This is a genomic window from Neisseria gonorrhoeae, assembly GCF_013030075.1.
Classification (GTDB): Bacteria; Pseudomonadota; Gammaproteobacteria; order Burkholderiales; family Neisseriaceae; genus Neisseria; species Neisseria gonorrhoeae.
This window is the reverse complement of sequence record NZ_AP023069.1, coordinates 1,062,063-1,083,527: the sequence shown is the minus strand read 5'-3', so window position 1 is coordinate 1,083,527 and position 21,465 is coordinate 1,062,063. Positions and strand designations below refer to the sequence as shown.

General features: G+C 53.8%; 14 protein-coding genes and 3 pseudogenes. 12 read left to right on the top strand and 5 right to left on the bottom strand.

The genetic code is table 11. The annotated features are described in order from the left end of the window. The first annotated feature begins 61 nt into the window (after nt 1–61). Nucleotides 62–1,276, top strand: a complete 1,215-nt coding sequence (locus HT085_RS05620) for a pyridoxal phosphate-dependent aminotransferase (protein ID WP_003690983.1) — start codon at nt 62–64, stop codon at nt 1,274–1,276. Between the two features lie 71 nt (nt 1,277–1,347). On the opposite strand, the gene clpB is transcribed toward HT085_RS05620, so the two are convergent. Beyond that, entirely contained in the window at nt 1,348–3,927 is a 2,580-nt protein-coding gene (gene clpB, locus HT085_RS05615; protein WP_003690985.1) for an ATP-dependent chaperone ClpB, read from the bottom strand. A 259-nt stretch (nt 3,928–4,186) separates the two neighbouring features. Between clpB and trpS the strand changes: the two genes are divergently transcribed. From trpS to HT085_RS05600, 3 genes are all read left to right on the top strand, one after another. After that, nucleotides 4,187–5,197 (top strand): tryptophan--tRNA ligase, encoded by a 1,011-nt coding sequence (trpS, locus tag HT085_RS05610; protein ID WP_003690986.1) that lies wholly within the window; start codon nt 4,187–4,189, stop codon nt 5,195–5,197. An 80-nt stretch (nt 5,198–5,277) separates the two neighbouring features. Further along, nucleotides 5,278–5,823, top strand: coding sequence for a hypothetical protein (locus HT085_RS05605; RefSeq protein ID WP_003690987.1), 546 nt, complete (start codon nt 5,278–5,280; stop codon nt 5,821–5,823). A 316-nt stretch (nt 5,824–6,139) separates the two neighbouring features. Continuing rightward, nucleotides 6,140–6,484: an Ag473 family lipoprotein gene (locus tag HT085_RS05600; RefSeq protein ID WP_010358382.1), complete on the top strand. Its 345-nt coding sequence runs from the start codon at nt 6,140–6,142 to the stop codon at nt 6,482–6,484. A 209-nt stretch (nt 6,485–6,693) separates the two neighbouring features. On the opposite strand, the gene HT085_RS05595 is transcribed toward HT085_RS05600, so the two are convergent. Continuing rightward, on the bottom strand, nt 6,694–8,202 hold the full coding sequence (locus tag HT085_RS05595; protein ID WP_003690989.1) for a Ppx/GppA phosphatase family protein: 1,509 nt from the start codon (nt 8,200–8,202) through the stop codon (nt 6,694–6,696). A gap of 162 nt (nt 8,203–8,364) precedes the next feature. Further along, a pseudogene (locus HT085_RS05590) lies at nt 8,365–9,201 on the bottom strand (surface lipoprotein assembly modifier); the annotation flags it as partial. Nucleotides 9,202–9,565: 364 nt separating this feature from the next. Here HT085_RS05590 and HT085_RS05585 point away from each other — a divergent pair. The 7 genes and pseudogenes from HT085_RS05585 (at nt 9,566) to HT085_RS05555 (ending at nt 15,858) form a co-directional block, all read left to right on the top strand. Then, nucleotides 9,566–10,258 carry an opacity family porin gene (locus HT085_RS05585; RefSeq protein WP_244948133.1) on the top strand — a complete coding sequence of 231 codons (693 nt, stop codon included), beginning with the start codon at nt 9,566–9,568 and terminating at the stop codon, nt 10,256–10,258. Between the two features lie 363 nt (nt 10,259–10,621). After that, a pseudogene (locus HT085_RS05580) lies at nt 10,622–11,112 on the top strand (REP-associated tyrosine transposase). 36 nt (nt 11,113–11,148) lie between these two features. After that, a pseudogene (locus HT085_RS05575) lies at nt 11,149–11,415 on the top strand (transposase); the annotation flags it as partial. Nucleotides 11,416–11,916: 501 nt separating this feature from the next. Further along, nucleotides 11,917–12,540 carry a lytic transglycosylase domain-containing protein gene (locus tag HT085_RS05570; protein WP_003688215.1) on the top strand — a complete coding sequence of 208 codons (624 nt, stop codon included), beginning with the start codon at nt 11,917–11,919 and terminating at the stop codon, nt 12,538–12,540. Nucleotides 12,541–12,651: 111 nt separating this feature from the next. Then, nucleotides 12,652–14,034, top strand: a complete 1,383-nt coding sequence (locus tag HT085_RS05565; RefSeq protein ID WP_003688217.1) for an MFS transporter — start codon at nt 12,652–12,654, stop codon at nt 14,032–14,034. Between the two features lie 3 nt (nt 14,035–14,037). After that, nucleotides 14,038–14,562, top strand: coding sequence for a single-stranded DNA-binding protein (locus tag HT085_RS05560; protein ID WP_003688219.1), 525 nt, complete (start codon nt 14,038–14,040; stop codon nt 14,560–14,562). A gap of 372 nt (nt 14,563–14,934) precedes the next feature. Continuing rightward, nucleotides 14,935–15,858 (top strand): DMT family transporter, encoded by a 924-nt coding sequence (locus tag HT085_RS05555; protein WP_003695068.1) that lies wholly within the window; start codon nt 14,935–14,937, stop codon nt 15,856–15,858. A gap of 64 nt (nt 15,859–15,922) precedes the next feature. Here HT085_RS05555 and fumC read toward each other — a convergent pair whose 3' ends face one another. Further along, entirely contained in the window at nt 15,923–17,311 is a 1,389-nt protein-coding gene (gene fumC, locus HT085_RS05550) for a class II fumarate hydratase (protein ID WP_003691001.1), read from the bottom strand. A gap of 143 nt (nt 17,312–17,454) precedes the next feature. Further along, nucleotides 17,455–19,434, bottom strand: coding sequence for a transketolase (gene tkt, locus HT085_RS05545; RefSeq protein ID WP_003688227.1), 1,980 nt, complete (start codon nt 19,432–19,434; stop codon nt 17,455–17,457). Nucleotides 19,435–19,967: 533 nt separating this feature from the next. Between tkt and ccoG the strand changes: the two genes are divergently transcribed. Next, nucleotides 19,968–21,464, top strand: coding sequence for a cytochrome c oxidase accessory protein CcoG (gene ccoG / locus HT085_RS05540; RefSeq protein ID WP_003688230.1), 1,497 nt, complete (start codon nt 19,968–19,970; stop codon nt 21,462–21,464). Nucleotide 21,465 lies beyond the last annotated feature (1 nt).

Here is a 21,465-nt window from a genome sequence, read left to right as displayed (position 1 = left end):
TTAAATTTCGCGTGAAAAAGAGTACATTCCCACCCATTGCCCAAAATTTACGGAACACATTATGGATAAATTTCCCAAGTCTGCAAAGCTCGACCACGTCTGCTACGACATACGCGGGCCGGTTCACAAAAAAGCCCTTCAGTTGGAAGAGGAGGGCAACAAAATCCTCAAGCTCAATATCGGCAACCCTGCGCCGTTCGGCTTTGAAGCACCTGATGAAATCTTAGTCGATGTCATCCGCAACCTGCCGACTTCGCAAGGCTATTGCGATTCGAAGGGGTTGTATTCCGCACGCAAAGCCATTGTTCACTACTATCAGAACAAAGGTTTGCGCGATATTACGGTAAACGATGTCTATATCGGCAACGGCGTGTCCGAGCTGATTGCGATGTCTATGCAGGCGTTGCTCAACGACGGCGACGAAATCCTGATTCCCGCGCCCGACTACCCTTTGTGGACGGCGGCGGCAACGCTTGCGGGCGGTACGGTACGCCATTATCTGTGCGACGAAGAAAACGGCTGGTTTCCCAACCTTGCCGATATGGAAGCCAAAATCACGTCCAAAACCAAAGCCATCGTCGTCATCAACCCCAATAACCCGACAGGAGCGGTGTACAGCAAGGAAATCCTGCTGGAAATTGCCGAACTGGCGCGCAAGCATGGTTTGATTATTTTCGCCGACGAGATTTACGACAAAATCCTTTATGATGGCGCGGTTCACTGCCACATCGCCGCGCTCGCCCCCGACCTTTTGACGGTAACGTTCAACGGTTTGTCCAAAGCCTACCGTGTAGCCGGGTTCCGCCAAGGCTGGATGGTGCTAAACGGGCCGAAACATCACGCAAAAGGTTATATCGAGGGTTTGGATATGCTCTCGTCCATGCGCTTGTGTGCCAATACGCCGATGCAGCACGCGATTCAGACGGCATTGGGCGGTTATCAGAGCATTAACGAATTCATCTTGCCCGGCGGACGGCTTTTGGAACAGCGCAACAGAGCGTGGGAACTGGTCAACCAGATTCCCGGCGTGTCCTGCGTCAAACCGATGGGCGCGATGTATATGTTCCCGAAAATCGATACCGAAATGTACCGCATCCGCGATGATATGAAATTCGTTTACGATTTGCTGGTGCGCGAAAAAGTCCTGCTGGTACAGGGAACGGGGTTTAATTGGATCAAACCCGACCATTTCCGCATTGTTACGCTGCCTTACGTCCATCAGATTGAAGAGGCGATGGGCAGGTTGGCAAGATTCCTGCAAACCTACCATCAGTAGGATTCTGATAAAAAATGCCGTCTGGAACGGAGATTCCCGTTTCAGACGGCATTTTCAACAGCAGGAACAAATCAGGCAAATTTCAGTCTGTCGCCGTCGGCTTCTACCTTGATTTCGCTTTCGGGCGCATAGTTTCCGGCAAGCAGGGCTTTGGCCAGCGGGTTTTCGATTTCCGATTGGATCGCGCGTTTGAGCGGACGTGCGCCGTAAATCGGGTCGAAACCGGCTTTGGCGATGATGTCCAGAGCGGCATCGGAAACAGTCAGGCGCAGGTTTTGTTTTTCCAAACGTTTTTCCAAACCTTTGAGCTGGATTTTCGCAATACTGCGGATATTGGCCTGATCCAAGCCATGGAACACGACCACTTCGTCGATGCGGTTGATCATTTCCGGACGGAAATGTTCTTTCACATCCTCCATCACAACTTCTTTCACCGCTTCGTAGTCCTGCGTGCCCATTTGTTGGATGTGCTGGCTGCCGATGTTGGAAGTCATCACAATCACGGTATTTTTAAAATCTACCGTCCTGCCTTGTCCGTCGGTCAAACGACCGTCATCCAATACTTGCAGCAGGATGTTGAATACGTCGGGATGGGCTTTTTCCACTTCGTCCAAAAGAATCACGCTGTACGGTTTGCGGCGGACTTGTTCGGTCAGGTAGCCGCCCTCTTCGTATCCGACATAACCCGGAGGCGCGCCGATTAAGCGGGCAACGGCGTGTTTTTCCATGTATTCGGACATGTCGATGCGGATGAGGTGGTCTTCGCTGTCGAACAGGAAGCCTGCCAAAGCTTTGCACAACTCGGTCTTACCCACACCGGTCGGGCCTAAGAACAGGAAGCTGCCGTAAGGTTTGTTCGGATCGGCAAGGCCGGAGCGGCTGCGGCGGATGGCATCGGACACGGCGCGCACGGCTTCGTTTTGACCGACTACGCGGCGGTGCAACACTTCTTCCATTTTCAACAATTTATCGCGTTCGCCTTCCATCATTTTGGATACGGGAATGCCGGTCATACGGGAAACGATTTCGGCCACTTCATCCGCGCCGACATTATTACGCAAGAGTTTGTTTGCCGGTTTTGTGCTGTCCGTATCTGCCCGTTCGGCGGCTGCACGCTGTTTTTCCAAATGCTCCAAATCTTCATACATCAATTTTGAAGCCAGTGCCAAATCGCCTTGCCGTTTTGCCTGTTCGATTTTAATTTTGACTTCGTCAATTTGTTTCTTAATATTGGCAGCACCGTCTGAAATCGCTTTTTCGGCTTTCCAGATTTCGTCCAAATCGGCGTATTCTTTTTGCAAGCCGTCGATTTCCTCGTCTATCAGTTCCAAACGTTTTTTGCTGGCATCGTCTTTTTCTTTTTCAACGTGCGCCTTTTCCATCCGAAGCTGAATCAAACGGCGGTCGATTTTGTCCATAGCTTCCGGTTTGGTTTCTTTTTCCATCTTGACACGGCTGGCAGCTTCGTCAATCAAATCAATCGCCTTGTCGGGCAAAAAGCGGTCGGTAATGTAGCGGTCGCTCAACTCCGCTGCGGCAACAATGGCGGGGTCGGTAATATCGATGCCGTGGTGGATTTCATAGCGTTCCTGCAAACCGCGCAGGATAGCGATGGTGTCTTCCACGCTGGGTTCGCCGACCAATACTTTTTGGAAACGGCGTTCGAGTGCCGCGTCTTTTTCGATGTATTGGCGGTATTCGTCCAAAGTAGTCGCACCGATACAGTGCAGTTCGCCCCGCGCCAAGGCCGGTTTCAACATATTGCCCGCGTCCATCGCGCCGTCGGTTTTGCCCGCGCCGACCAAAGTATGGATTTCATCGATGAAAATCAGGGTGTTGCCGTCGTCTTTCGCCAAATCGTTCAATACGCCTTTCAAGCGTTCTTCAAATTCGCCACGGTATTTCGCACCGGCAATCAAAGCCGCCAAATCCAAAACCAGCAGGCGTTTGTTACGCAGGGATTCAGGTACTTCGCCGTTGACGATGCGTTGCGCCAAACCTTCGACGATGGCGGTTTTACCCACACCGGGTTCGCCAATCAGCACGGGGTTGTTTTTGGTGCGGCGTTGCAGCACCTGAATCGCGCGGCGGATTTCATCATCACGACCGATAACGGGGTCGAGCTTACCGTCTCGGGCGCGTTGGGTCAGATCGAGCGTGTATTTTTTCAAAGCATCGCGTTGGTCTTCGGCATTCGCATCGTTCACGTTTTGTCCGCCTCGTACCGCATCGATCGCGGCATTGATGTTTTGTTCGGTCGCACCGGCTTCTTTCAAGATTTTGCCGGCCGCATCGTTCTGCTGCACCAAGGCGAGCAGGAAAAGTTCGCTGGCGATATAGGCATCGCCGCGTTTGGTTGCCGCTTTGTCCATCAGGTTCAACACCGCCTGCAATTCGCGGCTGGGCAGAATCTCACCACCTTGTCCGGACACTTTCGGCAGGCTATTCAAATGCTGCTGCAAACGCTGTTTAACCTGCGGCACGTTCACGCCCGCATGAGCCAAGAGCGCGGCAGCTCCGCTGTTTTGGTCGTCAAGCAGGGCTTTCAGTACGAAACCTGCTTCCAGATAGCTGCTGTCCGCAGCCAACGCCAAACTCTGAGCTTCTGCAAGGGCTTGTTGGAATTTGGCGGTTAATTTGTCGTATCGCATTTTCGTTTCCTTTTCAAAATGTCCGCTGTCGAAGCCTATATGTGCATGACTGTGGATAACTCAAGTGTTGTTTTCTGTTTTTCTATATTTAATTCGATATATTGTTGAATTTAAAGTATATAGAAATGTATGATAATATGTATAACTATATCTTCTTAATATGGAAAAGTCTGTTGTCGGCTGGATGTATGTGGCAAATCGGGTATAATCGGCGCATCTTTTCCCTTTCAGACGGCATTGCTGCCGTAAGGACATTTTTATGAGCAAAAAACGAGTTCTGACCGGCGTAACCACCACCGGCACCCCGCATCTGGGCAACTACGTCGGCGCCATCCGCCCCGCCGTCCGCGCGGCGCAAAACCCCGATACCGAATCCTTCCTCTTCCTCGCCGATTACCACGGCATCATCAAATGCCACGAGCAGGAGATGATTCACCAATCCACCCAAGCCGTTGCCGCCACTTGGCTTGCCTGCGGACTCGACCCCGAGCGCACCACCTTCTACCGCCAAAGCGACATTCCCGAAGTGATGGAGTTGAACTGGATTCTGACCTGCATCACCGCCAAGGGTTTGATGAACCGCGCCCACGCCTACAAAGCCGCCGTTCAAGCCAATGCGGAAAACGGGCAGGAAGACCCCGATTTCGGTGTGGAAATGGGTTTGTTCAGTTATCCGATTCTGATGACTGCCGACATTTTGATGTTCAACGCCAACGAAGTCCCCGTCGGGCGCGACCAAATCCAACACGTCGAAATGGCGCGCGACATTGCCGGCCGCTTCAACCACCGTTTCCAAGAACTCTTCACCCTGCCCGAAGTGAAAATCGACGAAAACGTCGAACTCTTGGTCGGTTTGGACGGACGCAAAATGTCCAAATCCTACGGCAATACCATTCCGCTTTGGGAAAACGACAAAAAAACCCAAAAATCGGTCAACAAAATCATTACCAACATGAAAGAGCCGGGCGAGCCGAAACAGCCCGACGAAAGCCCTTTGTTTGAAATCTATAAAGCCTTCTCCACGCCGTCTGAAACGGCGGAATTTACGCAAATGCTTGCCGACGGCTTGGCTTGGGGCGAGGCGAAAAAACTTTCGGCGGCGAAAATCAACGCCGAACTGGCAGAACTGCGCGAACGCTACAACGCATTGACCTCTAATCCTTCGCAAATCGAAGAGATTTTGCAGGCAGGCGCGCAAAAAGCGCGCAAAGAAGCGCGCGAATTGTTGGATAAAGTACGCGATGCGGTCGGCATCCGCCCGTTGAAATAAACCCAATGCCGTCCGAACCTCCGCCTGCCACGTTTCAGACGGCATTTCAGACGGCATTTTGAAACCATCAGGAGTGCGGAATGCTGAAAATACCTTTTGCCGTGTTGGGCGGCTGCCTGCTGCTTGCCGCCTGCGGCAAATCCGAAAATACGGCGGAACAGCCGCAAAATGCGGCACAAAGCGCGCCGAAACCGGTTTTCAAAGTCAAATACATCGACAATACGGCGATTGCCGGTTTGGCTTTGGGACAAAGTAGCGAAGGCAAAACCAACGACGGCAAAAAACAAATCAGTTATCCGATTAAAGGCTTGCCGGAACAAAACGCCGTCCGGCTGACCGGAAAGCATCCCAACGACTTGGAAGCCGTCGTCGGCAAATGTATGGAAACCGACGGAAAGGACGCGCCTTCGGGCTGGGCGGAAAACGGCGTGTGCCATACCTTGTTTGCCAAACTGGTGGGCAATATCGCCGAAGACGGCGGCAAACTGACGGATTACCTGATTTCGCATTCCGCCCTGCAACCCTATCAGGCAGGCAAAAGCGGCTATGCCGCCGTGCAGAACGGACGCTATGTGCTGGAAATCGACAGCGAGGGGGCGTTTTATTTCCGCCGCCGCCATTATTGAGTTATTCGGACATCACGGAATATATTTGGATTTTTCAAACCTTGCGGAAAAAGTCCGCGCCGCCGGGAAACTCAAAAGGAGGGGATGTGTGTTACAATTTTCCGAACTGTTTTCATAAAATAGTTTTCGGACGTGTTTCAATATGGCATTGATGCCGCCTTGTTGTTCGAGAAAAAACCCTTTATATTTAATATAATGGGTTTTAACTAAACGGGAAACCGTTTTCTCTCCGGCCGATGGGCAAAATCAGCCGATTGATGGAACACGGTCCGGTTTTTAAGCAAAACCTTAATCAACAACTCAAGAAGGATAAGACATGAAAAAATTATTGATTGCCGCAATGATGGCGGCTGCCTTGGCAGCTTGTTCGCAAGAAGCCAAACAGGAGGTTAAAGAAGCGGCCCAAGCCGTTGAGTCCGATGTTAAAGACACTGCGGCTTCTGCCGCCGAGTCTGCCGCTTCTGCCGTCGAAGAAGCGAAAGGCCAAGTCAAAGATGCTGCGGCTGATGCAAAGGCAAGTGCCGAGGAAGCTGTAACTGAAGCCAAAGACGCGGCAGCCGAAACCAAAGAAGCGGTAAGCGAAGCGGCTAAAGACACTTTGAACAAAGCTGCCGACGCGGCTCAGGAAGCGGCAGACAAAATGAAAGACGCCGCCAAATAATTTGTTGCCTTGGCAAAAATGACGAGATGCCGCCTGCCGGCAACCCAAATGAAACCGCCTGAAGATTTTCAGGCGGTTTTTGAGTTGTATGCCCCTTGTTTTTTACGCCTGCATGACCGTGCAGGGAGGATGTGCCGCGCATATCGGGATATTGCGGACAGGGAAATGCCGTCTGAACATCATTTAGACGGCATTTGGTTTGTCAAGGTTCAGACGGCTTCAACTTTGAACGGCATATTGATTTTTTGCCATTGGACGCTTTCATATTCCAATGCGTCGGCAATCAGGGGGTGGCGTTCCAGCCATTTCCTGTCAATACGCAGGATGAAGCCGCAGCTTTCCGTATCCGTACGCAACTGCATATTTTTCGGGAAACCCAGATCTTGGCGCGAACGGCAGAACAGGGCGGCAAGGCGCAGGGACAAAACGGCATACCACAACATTTCGTTGCCGCCGATAATGCCGCCCATTTTTTTCATATCGCCGCGATGACCGATGACCAGTTGGGCAAGTATGGTCTGTTCCTTGCGTGAAAAACCCGGCATATCGGCGTTTTCGAGGATGTAGGCGGAATGCTTGTGATAGCCGGTGTGGGCGATGTCCAAACCGATTTCATGCAGCGCGGCGGCGCGTCCGAGATACTGTTGCCACAAGGCAAGTTCTTGAACCGTAACGTTTTTGGCATGACAGAGGCTGTCCATAAAGGTTTGCGCGGTCTCGGCGGTGCGTTTCGCCTGATTGAGGCTGACGTGGTAGCGGTGTTGGAACTCGGCAACCGTTTGTCCGCGCATATCTTCGTTTAAGCCGCGCCCGATCAAATCGTAAAACACGCCGTCGCGCAGGGCGGCTTCGGTTACGGTCATCCTGTCGAGTTTCATTTCCTCAAACGCCGCCATCATCACGGCAAGTCCGCCGGCAAAAACTTCGATGCGTTCCGGTTTCAGGTTTTCAAATTTGGCTTTTTTGACCGAACCGGCTTCGATGATGCGTTCGGCGAGGGCGCGCATTCCCTTGTAGGTAATGTCCGCCTCTTGGGGCATTTCGGCGGCAAGCACGTCGCGGATGGATTTTGCCGAACCCGATGTGCCGACGGCGAAATCCCAACCTTCGCGCCTCATATTTTTGCTGATGCGCTGGATTTCGTTGCGGGCGGCGGAAATGGCGGCTTGGAAGTCTTTGGCGGTGATTTTGTTTTGGAAGAAGCGCAGGCTGTAGGTTACGCAGCCCAAGGGCAGGCTTTCGGTAATGTCGGGATTCAGCGTCGAACCGATGACAAATTCTGTCGAACTGCCGCCGATGTCGATAACCAGCATTTTGCCCCCGCAGGGGGGGAGGGTGTGGATCACGCCGGTATAAATCAGCCGCGCCTCTTCGCGCCCGGCGATGATTTCGATGGGGAAACCCAGTGCCGCTTCGGCCTTGGGAAGGAAATCTGCGATGTTTTTGGCGACGCGGAATGTATTGGTTGCCACGGCGCGCACCTGCTCGGGGCGGAAGCCGCGCAGGCGTTCGCCGAATTTTGCCAGGCAGTCCAAAGCCTGTTCCTGCGAGGATGTGCTGAGGTTTTTCTGTTCGTCCAGACCGGCGGCAAAACGGACCATCTGTTTGAAGGAATCGATGACTTTTAATTGTCCGTTGTTGTTTTCGCAAATCTGGAGGCGGAAACTGTTGGAACCCAAATCGACGGAGGCGAGGACGTTTGCGGGATTGGTGGTCATGGCGGATACCGGTGGGGGAAAAACGCAATGTTACTCTGACGGCGCAGGCGTTGACAATAAATGATGCGGCTGTTTTTGATTCTGCTCACGGATGTTGCCGACGGTATGTTTCCGACAGCAAAAAATGCCGTCTGAAAAACGTTCGGACGGCATTTTTTGCGCTTATTTGAAATCCTTTTCCACGCTCATGAAAATCTGCGTATTTTTGCGTGTGTAAAAACTTTTCATATTGCTGTCGATTTTCAGATAGCGGAAATTGAGTTGCGGCGTAAAGCCCTTCCAAGAGATTTTGTCGTGCCGCAACGACAGGTTTGCCTGATATTCGTGGTCTTTGCGCGGGAAGCGGTACACAATTGTCCCGGGTGCATCAAAAGTCCTGCGGGTATAGCGCAGGTTTGCCCGCAGCCCCAAGCCGCCGTCGAACGTTTTGACCGCGCCGACACGCAAACCCTTGCGGACGGAAGCCTGTTCCGCCTCTTTCGTCATGTCGTGCGGCCAGTCCGCACCGCCGTAAAGCAGCCGGTCTTTCGGCGCGGAATACATCAGCGTCGCGCCCGCCAGCGGCATATGGCTGCCGTATCGGGCGGCGGTGCGGTCTTCCTGATAATGCTTCCACATATTGCCCGCGTTCAGCGTCAGCCGCCAGCGTTCGCCCAAGCGTCGGGAGAAATCGGCATTGAAGCCGCCGGCGAAATTGTATCGGCTGCCGCCCAAGAGGTTTTGCCCGACAAACGGCACGGTGCCGAACGAGCGCGTTACCGAACGGTTTTGATGGCCGAACGACAGGCGCAGGCTCTGTTCGCTGAAATCTTTGTTATCCCAATAATGCACGCCGCGGCTGATGCCGCCGTAGAGGAAATGATGCCCGCCCGCATTGATTTCGCGCGACACGCCCAAGCCGTAGCGCAAACCGTGTGCCTTTTGCGGCAGGCTGTCGGCGGTTTTCGTCCAGCTTCTGCCCGCAAATTCAATCGTTTTTTCGGACGAAGCGTTGTTTATAGCGGATTAACAAAAATCAGGACAAGGCGGCGGGCCGCAGGCAGTACAAATGGTACGGAACCGATCCGCCCGGTGCTTCATCACCTTAGGGAACCGTTCCCTTTGAGCCGGGGCGGGGCAACCCGTACCGGTTTTTGTTCATCCGCCATATTGTGTTGAAACACCGCCCGGAACCCGATATAATCCGCCTTTCAACATCAGTGAAAATCTTTTTTTAACCGGTCAAACCGAATAAGGAGCCGAAAATGAATCCAGCCCGCAAAAAACCTTCTCTTCTCTTCTCTTCTCTTCTCTTCTCTTCTCTTCTCTTCTCTTCCCTTCCGCAGCGCAGGCGGCAAGTGAAGGCAATGGCCGCGGCCCGTATGTGCAGGCGGATTTAGCCTACGCCGCCGAACGCATTACCCACGATTATCCGGAACCAACCGGTACAAAAAAAGGCACAATAAGCACGGTAAGCGATTATTTCAGAAACATCCGTACGCATTCCGTCCACCCCAGGGTGTCGGTCGGCTACGACTTCGGCGGCTGGAGGATAGCGGCAGATTACGCCCGTTACAGAAAATGGAACAACAATAAATATTCCGTCAACACAAAACTGGTGAAAATAGGAGGTGATGAAAGGCTTCGCAACGAGCAAACCTTGAAGACGGAACATCAGGAAAACGGTACGTTCCACGCCGTTTCTTCTCTCGGCTTGTCAACCATTTACGATTTCGATACCGGTTCCCGCTTCAAACCCTATATCGGCATGCGCGTCGCCTACGGACACGTCAGACATCAGGTTCGTTCGGTTCAACAAGAAACCATTGCTGTTACCACTTACCCAAGCGACGGTAGTGCGAAAACTTCTGTTCCATCAGAAATGCCCCCCAAACCTGCCTATCACGAAAACCGCAGCAGCCGCCGCTTGGGCTTCGGCGCGATGGCGGGCGTGGGCATAGACGTCGCGCCCGGCCTGACCTTGGACGCCGGCTACCGCTACCACTATTGGGGACGCCTGGAAAACACCCGCTTCAAAACCCACGAAGCCTCGTTGGGCGTGCGCTACCGCTTCTGATTCCCCGATACCGATGCCGTCTGAACCTTCAGACGGCATTTTTAATCGCCCGCCGTTTACAGGCGCGGGGCGGGCGCAGTAAAATACCCGAACCGTCATTCCCGACAACACCGCAATCTCGAAATTCGTCATTCCCGCGCAGGCGGAAATCCGGACCCCCGACGCGGCGGGAATCTATCGGAAATGACTGAAACCCCGCGTCCTAGATTCCCACTTCCGTGGGAATGACGGTTCAGCAAGCGTAGGTCGGATACTTGTATCCGACAAAACCTTTAACATTCCCATCATTGCAATCCATTGCAGCAATGTCCAAAATGTCGAATTCAAGAATCCGGCCTACAAAATCATTCCGAGCATAATACTATGAAATACCGTCGTTTTTACCGCAATGGCGGCACTTACTTTTTTACGGTTGTAACCAATAAACGGCAGAAGATTTTGACCGATGATGCGGTGCGTTTGGCTTTACGGCAGGCGGTAATGGCGGTGCGCGAACGGAATCCGTTTGAAATTTTGGCATGGGTGTTGATGCCCGATCATCTGCATACCATATGGCGGCTGCCGGACAATGATTCTGCTTATTCGGAACGCTGGCGGCAAATCAAGCGGCACAGCCAATATTTAATCGGCGGCAATCTCAGGCTTTGGCAAAACGCTTTTGGGAACATACTATTCGCGGTAAGGCCGATTTTGCCTGCCATTTTGATTATCTGCATTTCAATCCGGTCAAACATGGCTATGTAGGACAAATTTCCGATTGGCGGTTTTCTACGTTTCACCGTTATGTCAAACAGGGTATTTATCCGCATAATTGGGGTGGCGGCAATGCGGACTTTTCTATTGAATACGATTGAAGTAATGTCGGATTCGAGAATCCGACCTACGGAAAACTGAAAGAGCATCGGCTGCTGGACGGCATTATGCGCAAAGCCCGCCGCAACCGCCCGCTGACGGAGGCGCAAACCAAACGCAACCGATATTTGTCGAAGACCCGTTATGTGGTCGAACAAAGCTTCGGTACGCTGCACCGTAAGTTCCGCTATGCGCGGGCAGCCTATTTCGGACTGATTAAAGTGAGTGCGCAAAGCCACCTGAAGGCGATGTGTTTGAACCTGTTGAAAGCGGCCAACAGGCTAAGTGCGCCCGCTGCCGCCTAAAAGGCGGCCCGGATGCCTGATTATCGGGTATTCAAGGGGGATTAAGGGGGTATTTGGGTAGAGTTAGGAGTGATTGGTGGCGGAAACAGCCGAAAATCTGTGTCAGGGTTTCAGCTGTCGGGAGGGAAGGGAATTTTGCAAAGGTCTCAAGATATAGTGGATTAAATTTAAACCGGTACGGCAAGGCGAGGCAACGCCGTACCGGTTTAAATTTAATCCACTATATTTCCGCCTGCTGCCGCCCGAAAAGCGTAATGCGCTGATGGTGCTGCTGCACAATCCGGACGGCGGATAACCGGTGAAAACGGGAAATGCCCGGGCGGTGTCGTCTGTGCCTGTTTGGACAAGCATTCTTGAGGGCGGTAAAATCAAGGTTTGCCCGAAAAGGGCAGGGCGATATGCCGCGCTTGGATTTTGCGCGCGGTTTTTCGCGTTGGAAGCAATCATGTCTGTTTGAATATTTAATGCCGTCTGAAACGTCCGGACGCACCCCCGTTCCTTATGAAAAAACCGACCGATACCCTACCCGTCAATCTGCAACGCCGCCGCCTGCTGTGTGCCGCCGGCGCGCTGTTGATCAGCCCGCTGGCGCACGCCGGCGCGCAACGTGAAGAAACGCTTGCCGACGATGTGGCTTCCGTGATGAGGAGTTCTGTCGGCAGCGTCAATCCGCCGAGGCTGGTGTTCGACAATCCGAAAGAGGGCGAACGTTGGTTGTCCGCGATGTCGGCACGTTTGGCAAGATTCGTCCCCGACGAGGGGGAGCGGCGCAGGCTGCTGGTCAATATCCAATACGAAAGCAGCCGGGCCGGTTTGGATACGCAGATTGTGTTGGGGCTGATTGAAGTGGAAAGCGCGTTCCGGCAGTATGCGATAAGCGGGGTCGGCGCGCGCGGTCTGATGCAGGTTATGCCGTTTTGGAAAAACTACATCGGCAAACCGGCGCACAACCTGTTCGATATCCGTACCAACCTGCGTTACGGCTGCACCATCCTGCGCCATTACCGAAACCTTGAAAAGGGCGACATCGTCCGCGCACTTGCCCGCTTCAACGGCAGCCTCGGCAGCAATAAATATCCGAACGCCGTTTTGGGCGCGTGGCGCAACCGCTGGCAGTGGCGTTGATTTTGAACCCGTGCCGCAACCGAAATACGGCGAATCCTGTATAATCCGAAAATCTGTTCACTGGAAGTTCAGACGGCATTGCAACTGTTGATGCCGTCTGAAAAATTATTTATGGCAAGAGACAACCGCATCCAAATGTTTCCGCACGAATGGCGCGCCAGTACGACGCTTTCCGGCGTGTACGCGCTGCGTATGCTGGGTATGTTCCTCGTGCTGCCCGTTTTGGCAATATATGCCGCCTCGCTGCCCGGTGCGGAAGACAATAAAACGCTGGTCGGGCTGGCAATGGGCATTTACGGGCTGACGCAGGCATTGCTGCAACTGCCTTTGGGTATCGCTTCCGACAAGTTCGGGCGCAAGAAAACCATTTATGTCGGGCTGGTCGTGTTTGCCGCCGGCAGCTTCCTTGCCGCCGCCGCCGATACGCTGCCCATGCTGGTTGCCGCGCGCGCCATACAGGGCGCGGGGGCGGTCAGTGCTGCCGTAACCGCGCTGCTTGCCGACTTGACGCGCGACGGCGTGCGTACCCGCGCGATGGCGATGATCGGTTTGAGTATCGGTCTGACGTTTTCGGTCAGCCTGGTGGTTGCGCCGATGATTGCCGATGTGGCCGGCGTTCGCGGACTGTTTATGCTGACCGGCATTCTGACCGTCATCAGCATCGGCGTAGTGGCGTGGATGACTCCTGATCCCGAAGTTTCCAAGCTGCATGAGGACACGCAGGCGCAGCCTTCGCGCATAGGCGAAGTTTTGAAAAACCGTAGGCTGCTGACGCTCGATTTCGGCATTTTCGCCCTGCACGCCGCGCAAATGGCATTGTTTACCGCGCTGCCTTTCGCGATGACCCGGCTCGGTTTGGAAAAAATCCAGCATTGGAAAGTATATCTGCCCTCGACCATTACGGGCTTGGTGGTGATGGTTCCGCTGATTATCGTCGGCGAAACGCGCAACAAGCTCAAACAGGTTTTTGTTTTGGGCATCGTCTGCATCGCGGCGGCGCAGCTTGGTTTGCTGTCCGGAATGCACTCGATTTGGCTGATTACCGCTTATCTGGTTGTTTACTTTATCGGTTTTAATGTGTTGGAAGCGAGCCTGCCGTCTATGGTTTCCAAAATCGCGCCGTCCGACCTGAAGGGTACGGCGATGGGCGTGTACAACACGATGCAGTCGCTCGGACTGTTTGCCGGCGGCGCGGCAGGAGGCTTGCTGTTTCAAAAATACGGCTTTGCCGGCGTGTTTGCCTTTTGCAGCATATTGATGCTGCTGTGGCTGGTGATTGCCGTTTTATCGCCCGCGCCCAAGCCCGTCAAAAACCTCAGTTACCCTGTCGGCGGCGTGTGGCAGGGCAATCGGGACGGTTTGCAACGCGCCCTGTTGCAGTTGGAAGGCGTGGAAGACATCGGTTTCAGTTTCGACGGGCAGACCGTCTATCTTAAAGTGTTGCAGAAGGGTTTCGATCAGGCTGCCGCTGAAAAAATCATTACAGGAGTTTAAAAAATGTCATTGAACAAAGTCATCCTTATCGGCCGCCTCGGACGCGATCCCGAAGTGCGCTATATGCCCAACGGCGAGGCAGTGTGTAATTTCAGCGTCGCCACCAGCGAAACTTGGAACGACCGCAACGGCCAGCGCGTAGAGCGCACCGAATGGCACAACATCACGATGTACCGCAAACTGGCGGAAATTGCCGGGCAATACCTCAAAAAAGGCGGGCTGGTTTATCTGGAAGGCAGAATCCAAAGCCGCAAATACCAAGGCAAAGACGGCATCGAACGCACCGCTTACGATATTGTCGCCAATGAAATGAAAATGTTGGGCGGGCGCAATGAAAACAGCGGCGGCGCGCCTTACGATGAAGGTTACGGTCAGAATCAGGAGGCTTACCAACGCCCCGCTCAGCAAAGCCGGCAGCCCGCTCCCGACGCGCCGTCCCATCCCCAAGAAGCACCCGCCGCGCCGCGCCGCCAACCCGTGCCGGCCGCCGCCCCGGTCGAGGACATTGACGACGACATCCCGTTCTGAATTTTACGGCCGGACATCCTCGCGGAGGGAAGTCATAAAGGACGGAAAAACCTTAAACCTTACGGGGCAAGGTTTCTCTTTTTTGCATTTGGGCCGGCTTGTTGCCGCCCCCTGCGTTGGGCGTAACGTTGCGATTGCGCCGTTCGGGCGTTTTGAGGCAAGCGATGCCTGCCGCACTCCCCCGCTGTTTTCAGACGGCATTTTAAAATTGAGGCGGTGTTTTCAAATAGTGCGAAGCAATAGTCGGGCTTCAGCCAGTTTGTTTGAAATCAAAGGGTTGGAATCAAACGCCAAACGCTTGAACCATCATTGCCCGATGCGGCAAACCGGCATCGTCCGGCAATACGGTTGTTTAAAAATAGGGAAATCAGGATGGAAAACCAAAGGCCGCTCCTAGGCTTCGCGTTGGCACTTTTGGCGGCGATGACGTGGGGGATGCTGCCGATTGCCGTGCGGCAGGTATTGAAGTTTGTCGATGCGCCGACGCTGGTGTGGGTGCGTTTTACAGTGGCGGCGGCGGTATTGTTTGTTTTGCTGGCATTGGGCGGGCGGCTGCCGAAGCGGCGGGATTTTTCTTGGCATTCATTCAGGCTGCTGCTGCTCGGCGTGACGGGCATTTCGGCAAACTTTGTGCTGATTGCCCAAGGGCTGCATTATATTTCGCCGACCACGACGCAGGTTTTGTGGCAGATTTCGCCGTTTACGATGATTGTTGTCGGCGTGTTGGTGTTTAAAGACCGGATGACTGCCGCGCAGAAAATCGGTTTGGTTTTGCTGCTTGTCGGTTTGCTTATGTTTTTTAACGACAAATTCGGCGAGTTGTCGGGTTTGGGCGCGTATGCGAAGGGCGTGTTGCTGTGTGCGGCAGGCAGTATGGCCTGGGTGTGTTATGCCGTGGCGCAAAAGCTGCTGTCGGCGCAATTCGGGCCGCAACAGATTCTGCTGTTGATTTATGCGGCAAGTGCCGCCGTGTTCCTGCCGTTTGCCGAACCGGCACACATCGGAAGTTTGGACGGTACGTTGGCGTGGGTTTGTTTTGTGTATTGCTGCTTGAATACGTTAATCGGTTACGGCTCGTTCGGCGAGGCGTTGAAACATTGGGAGGCTTCCAAAGTCAGCGCGGTAACAACCTTGCTCCCCGTGTTTACCGTAATATTTTCTTTGCTCGGGCATTATGTGATGCCTGATACTTTTGCCGCGCCGGATATGAACGGTTTGGGTTATGTCGGCGCACTCGTCGTGGTCGGGGGTGCGGTTACGGCGGCGGTGGGGGACAGGCTGTTCAAACGCCGCTAGTTCGCAGGCAACGGAAAATGCCGTCTGAACGAGGCTTCAGACGGCATTTTATTTGAGGGAAGGATTAGCGCGGATGAACCATATCGGCAGGGACGACCAGTTCGTCAAACTCTTCGCCCGTCAGCAAGCCCAACCCAACGGCAGTTTCGCGCAGCGATTTATCGTTTTTGTAGGCGGTTTTGGCGACTTTGGCGGCGTTTTCGTAGCCGATTTTGCGGTTTAACGCAGTAACCAGCATCAGGGAATGGTGCAGGAAATAGTCGATTTTTTCCGGTACGGGTTCGATGCCGGCGGCGCAGTTTTCGTTGAAGCTGTTGCACGCGTCGCCCAAGAGGCGGATGGATTGCAAGAGGTTGTAGGCGATGACGGGCATATAGACGTTCAGCTCGAAATTGCCCGACGCGCCCGCCATACCGATGGTAACGTCGTTGCCGAACACTTGGCAGCACACCATCGTCATCGCTTCGCATTGGGTCGGGTTGACTTTGCCCGGCATAATGGACGAACCCGGTTCGTTTTCGGGGATTTTGATTTCGCCCAAGCCGCAGCGCGGGCCGCTTGCCAGCCAGCGGATGTCGTTGGCGATTTTGTTCAGGCTTGCCGCCAGCGTTTTCAATGCGCCCGAAGCGGCAACGGCGGCATCGCGTCCGCCCAAGGCTTCAAATTTGTTCGGCGCGCTGACAAACGGCAGGCCGGACAGTTCGGCGAGTTTGGCGGCGGCTATTTCAGCGTATTCGGGATGGCTGTTCAAACCCGTACCGACCGCCGTTCCACCCAAGGCGAGTTCGTACAAACCTTTGAGCGCGTCGTTCAGACGGCCTAAGCTGTGGTCGAGTTGGGAAACGTAGCCGGAAAATTCTTGTCCCAAAGTCAGCGGCGTCGCATCCTGCAAGTGGGTACGGCCGATTTTGACGATGGGGGCGAAGGCTTGGGCTTTTTTGTCCAATGTATCGCGCAAGGCTTTTACCGCCGGAATAAGGTGGCGGTTGATTTCAATCGCGGCGGCGACGTGGATGGCGGTCGGGAACGCGTCGTTGGTCGATTGCGCGTGGTTCACATGGTCGTTGGGGTGGACGGGCCGGTACGCCGCCAAACCCGTACCTGCAATTTCGTTGGCGCGGTTTGCCAGCACTTCGTTCATGTTCATATTGGACTGCGTACCGGAGCCGGTCTGCCAAACCACTAAGGGGAACTGCCCGTCGAGCCTGCCGTTCAGTACATCATCCGCCGCCTGCGTAATCAAATCCGCCTGTTCGGGCTTAATCCTGCCGAGGGAAACATTGGTCGCGGCGGCGGCTTTTTTCACCAACGCCAAAGCGTAAATCAGCGGCTGCGGCAGGGTTTCGCCGCCGATTTTGAAATTGTTGCGGCTGCGCTGGGTCTGCGCGCCCCAATAGGCTTCGGACGGGACTTCGACATTGCCCATCGTGTCGTGTTCGGTGCGGGTGTTCATACGTTTCTCCTTTTGAAATGTGAATAAGAGTGATTCGCAAATATTATAATGGAGATTGGCGGAATGAGGAAGCATCAAGGCGGGAGGGCAAAAAAATGCCGTCTGAAAAGCATTCAGACGGCATTTGATGCGGCGGCTGAGGTTTACAGCACGGATTTCACCGTATCAACCACATTGTCCACGGTAAAGCCGAATGCTTTGAACAGCAGATCGGCAGGGGCGGATTCGCCGAAGCGGTTGATGCCGACGACTGCGCCGTTCAGTCCGACATATTTGTACCAGCCGTTGGTGTGTCCGGCTTCTACGGCGATGCGCGGCAGGCCTTCCGGTAGGACGGCGGCTTGATAGGCGGCGTCTTGCCGGTCGAAGACGCTGGTGGACGGCATGGAAACGACGCGCACGGCAATACCTTGTCCTGCCAATACTTTTTGCGCTTCTACAGCCAATCCTACCTCGGAACCGGTGGCAATGATGACGGCTTGGGCGTTGCCTTGGGCTTCACTGATTACGTAAGCACCGCGTTTGATGTCGTTCAGTTGTTGCTCGCTGCGTGCTTGGAATTTCAGGTTTTGACGGCTGAAAATCAGGCAGGACGGGTGGTCTTCGGCTTTTGCCGCTTCTGCCCAAGCGACCAGAGATTCTGCGGTGTCGCACGGCCGCCATACGTCCATATTCGGAATCAGGCGCAGGGTGGCGGTTTGCTCGATAGGCTGGTGGGTTGGGCCGTCCTCGCCCAAACCGATGGAATCGTGGGTGAATACGAAGACGGGGTTGATTTTCATCAGTGCCGCCATGCGTAAGGCGTTGCGTTCGTATTCGCTGAACATCAGGAAAGTCGCGCCGAAGGGTTTTACACCGCCGTGCAATACCAAACCGTTCATAATCGCACCCATACCGAACTCGCGCACGCCGTAGTGGATGTAGTTGCCGCCTTTGTCGCGGGTAACGGAGACGCTGTTTGACCAGTCGGTCAGGTTGGACGGGGTCAGGTCGGCAGAACCGCCCACCAGTTCGGGCAGCTCTTTTGCCAAGATTTCGATGCTGTTTTGGCTGGCTTTGCGGGTGGCGACGGTTTCCGCTTTGGCGCACACTTCTTTCAATGCCGTCTGAACGTACTCGTCAAAGTTTTCCGGCAGCTTTTTATCCATGCGGCGCACGAATTCTGCGGCTTCGGCAGGATATTTGGCTTGATATTGCGCGAACAGTTCGTTCCATCCGGCTTCCAGTTTCGCGCCTTTTTCTTTGGCATTCCACGCATCGTAAATTTCTTGCGGGATTTCAAACGCAGGATAAGCCCAACCCAAATGTTTGCGCGTGGCTTCGATTTCGTCCGCACCCAAAGGCGCGCCGTGGGTTTTGTGGCTGCCTTCTTTGTTGGCGCTGCCTTTGCCGATTAAGGTTTTGCAGCAGATGATGGACGGCTTGCCGGTTTCGGCGCGGGCGGCTTCGATGGCCGTCTGAATGGCGGCGGTGTCGTGGCCGTTTACGTTGGGAACGACGTGCCAGCCGTAGCTTTCAAAGCGTTGCGGGATGTTTTCGGTAAACCAGCCGTCCACTTTGCCGTCGATGGAGATATTGTTATCGTCATACAAAACAATCAGTTTGCCCAAGCCCAAGGTGCCGGCGAGTGAGCAGGCTTCGTGCGATACGCCTTCCATCAGGCAGCCGTCGCCCATAAAGACGTAAGTGTAGTGATCGACGATGTTCAAACCGTCTTTATTAAATTCGGCGGCAAGGATTTTTTCTGCCAATGCCATGCCCACTGCGTTGGCAATACCTTGCCCCAACGGGCCGGTCGTGGTTTCCACGCCGTCGGTGTAGCCGTATTCGGGATGGCCGGGGGTTTTGCTGTGCAGCTGGCGGAAGTTTTTCAGATCTTCAATGCTCAGGTTGTAGCCGGTCAGGTGCAGCAGGCTGTACAACAGCATAGACGCATGACCGTTGGAGAGGACGAAGCGGTCGCGGTTGTAGAATTTGGGATTGGCGGGATTGTGATTGAGGAATTTCGTCCACAATGTTTCCGCCATTTCCGCCATACCCATAGGCGCGCCGGGGTGGCCGGAATTGGCTTTTTGAACGGCATCGGCCGAGAGGAAGCGGATTACGTTTGCCAGTTGAGACATTTTGTATTTTCCTTGCTGGTGTTTCGGATAAGTGGATAATCGGAAGGCGTTGATTATCGCCCGATTCGCTTATGCTTTCAAGAAAAGGGCGGACGCGGGGGAAGGCGGCGGCAGGGGGTGGGCGGTGGGGAAGGATTTTCGATTTGCGGGCGAAGCCTGCCATTATTCCTTTTGAAATAAAACGTTATAGATTGTGTGCCGGATTGTTGATAGCGTTTGTTTATGAGCTTGCGCCGGCGGTTCTGCCGATAAGGGGGTGTCTGTTTTTTTAGTCTTTGTTTTTTAAGAGTATTTTAATTTTGTTCGGGCGGTGCGGTAAAATCAGGGCGTTTTGATGCGGATGGGAAATGTATTCGCCCAATACATCCGGACGGCACATAAAGTTGTACAATAGCGGGAATATATTTTGGGAAAAGCGGATTTTCTCAAAACTTGAAACACAATGCCTTAAAAAAACAAGAAAAATGACGTCTGAAAAGCAAAACGGCGGCGGTAACGGGCAAACCATCAATCAAAAATCTAAGGAATGCAGAATGACCACGGAAAACCAAGCCGGCAGTCCGGCATCCGGAATCGGCACGTCCGAACAAACAAAAGCCGCGCCGAAAGTGAAAAAAACGTTCGATCCGCGTGCCAGCGTGATTCAAATCCATCCCGAAGGCGAACGCATCCATCCCAAAAAGGCGGAAGGACGGTTCGCCAAACTGCGTATCGCCGCCGTATTGGCGACCCAGTTTGTGTTTTACGTCATTCCGTGGTTCAATTGGAGCGGAAGGCAGGCCGTCGTTTTCAATATCCCCGAACGGCATTTCTTCATTTTCGGATTGTCGTTGGGGGTGGGCGATTTGATTTACCTTGCCCTGCTGCTGATGATTTGCGCCTTCGGGCTGTTTTGGTGGACGACGATTGCCGGCCGTTTGTGGTGCGGCTATTCCTGCCCGCAAACGGTTTACACCGAAATTATGCTGTGGATCGACAACCTGGTCGAAGGCGATAGAAACAAACGCCTGAAGCTGGAAAAATCGCCGTGGAATTTCACCAAAATCCGCATCAAAGCCACCAAATACCTGTTGATTTTCCTTGTCTGCGCGTGGACGGGCATCACGTTTGCCGGCTGGTTTGTCCCCATCCGCCAGTTTGTTCCCGATTTATTCACCGGAGCAGCAGGCGGCGGCGCGATGTTTGCCGCAGCGTTTTACGGCTTTATGACCTTCTTCTTCGCCCATATTATGCGCGAAAAAGTGTGCCTGCATATGTGTCCGTACGCACGTTTCCAAAGCGCGATGTTCGATAAGGACACGCTGATTGTTTCTTATGACGCGGAGCGCGGCGAACCGCGCGGCGCCCGCAAGAAAACGGTCAACAAGGAAGAGGCGGGTTTGGGCGACTGCATCAACTGTGCGATGTGCGTCCAAGTCTGCCCCGTCGGCATCGACATCCGCAACGGCCTGCAATACCAATGTATCGGCTGCGCCGCCTGTATCGACGCGTGCGATGAGATTATGGACAAAATGGGTTATCCGAGCGGTTTGATACGCTATACGACCGAAAGCGCGCTGGAACACGAATATGCCGAAAAAGACATTAAAAAACGGCTGCTCAGACCGCGCGTGGCAGGTTACGGCGCGGTGTTGGCAGTGGTTGTCGCCGCCTTCCTGGTCGGTTTGTCCACGCGCAAAATGGTCGAAGTCGATATTCTGAAAGACCGTGGCGTAATGGTGCGCGAAAACGCCAAAGGTTGGCTGGAAAACGCATATAGCCTGCGTATCATCAACAACAGCGAAAAAGAACAGCTGATTACCGCAAGTGTCAAAGGATTTGACGAAATCGCCCTGACCGGGCTGCCTGAAGGCGGTATAAAAGTGGCTCCGCGCGAAACAATAACCCTTCCCGTCCAAGTGTCCACCATTCCGGAATACGCGGACAAAGGCAGTCATCCTATCGAGTTTATCTTCCAATACCGGGAAAGCGGTGCATCAGACGGCAAGCCGGTTGTTTTGGAAGAAGACGCAACCTTTATCGGAGAATAAC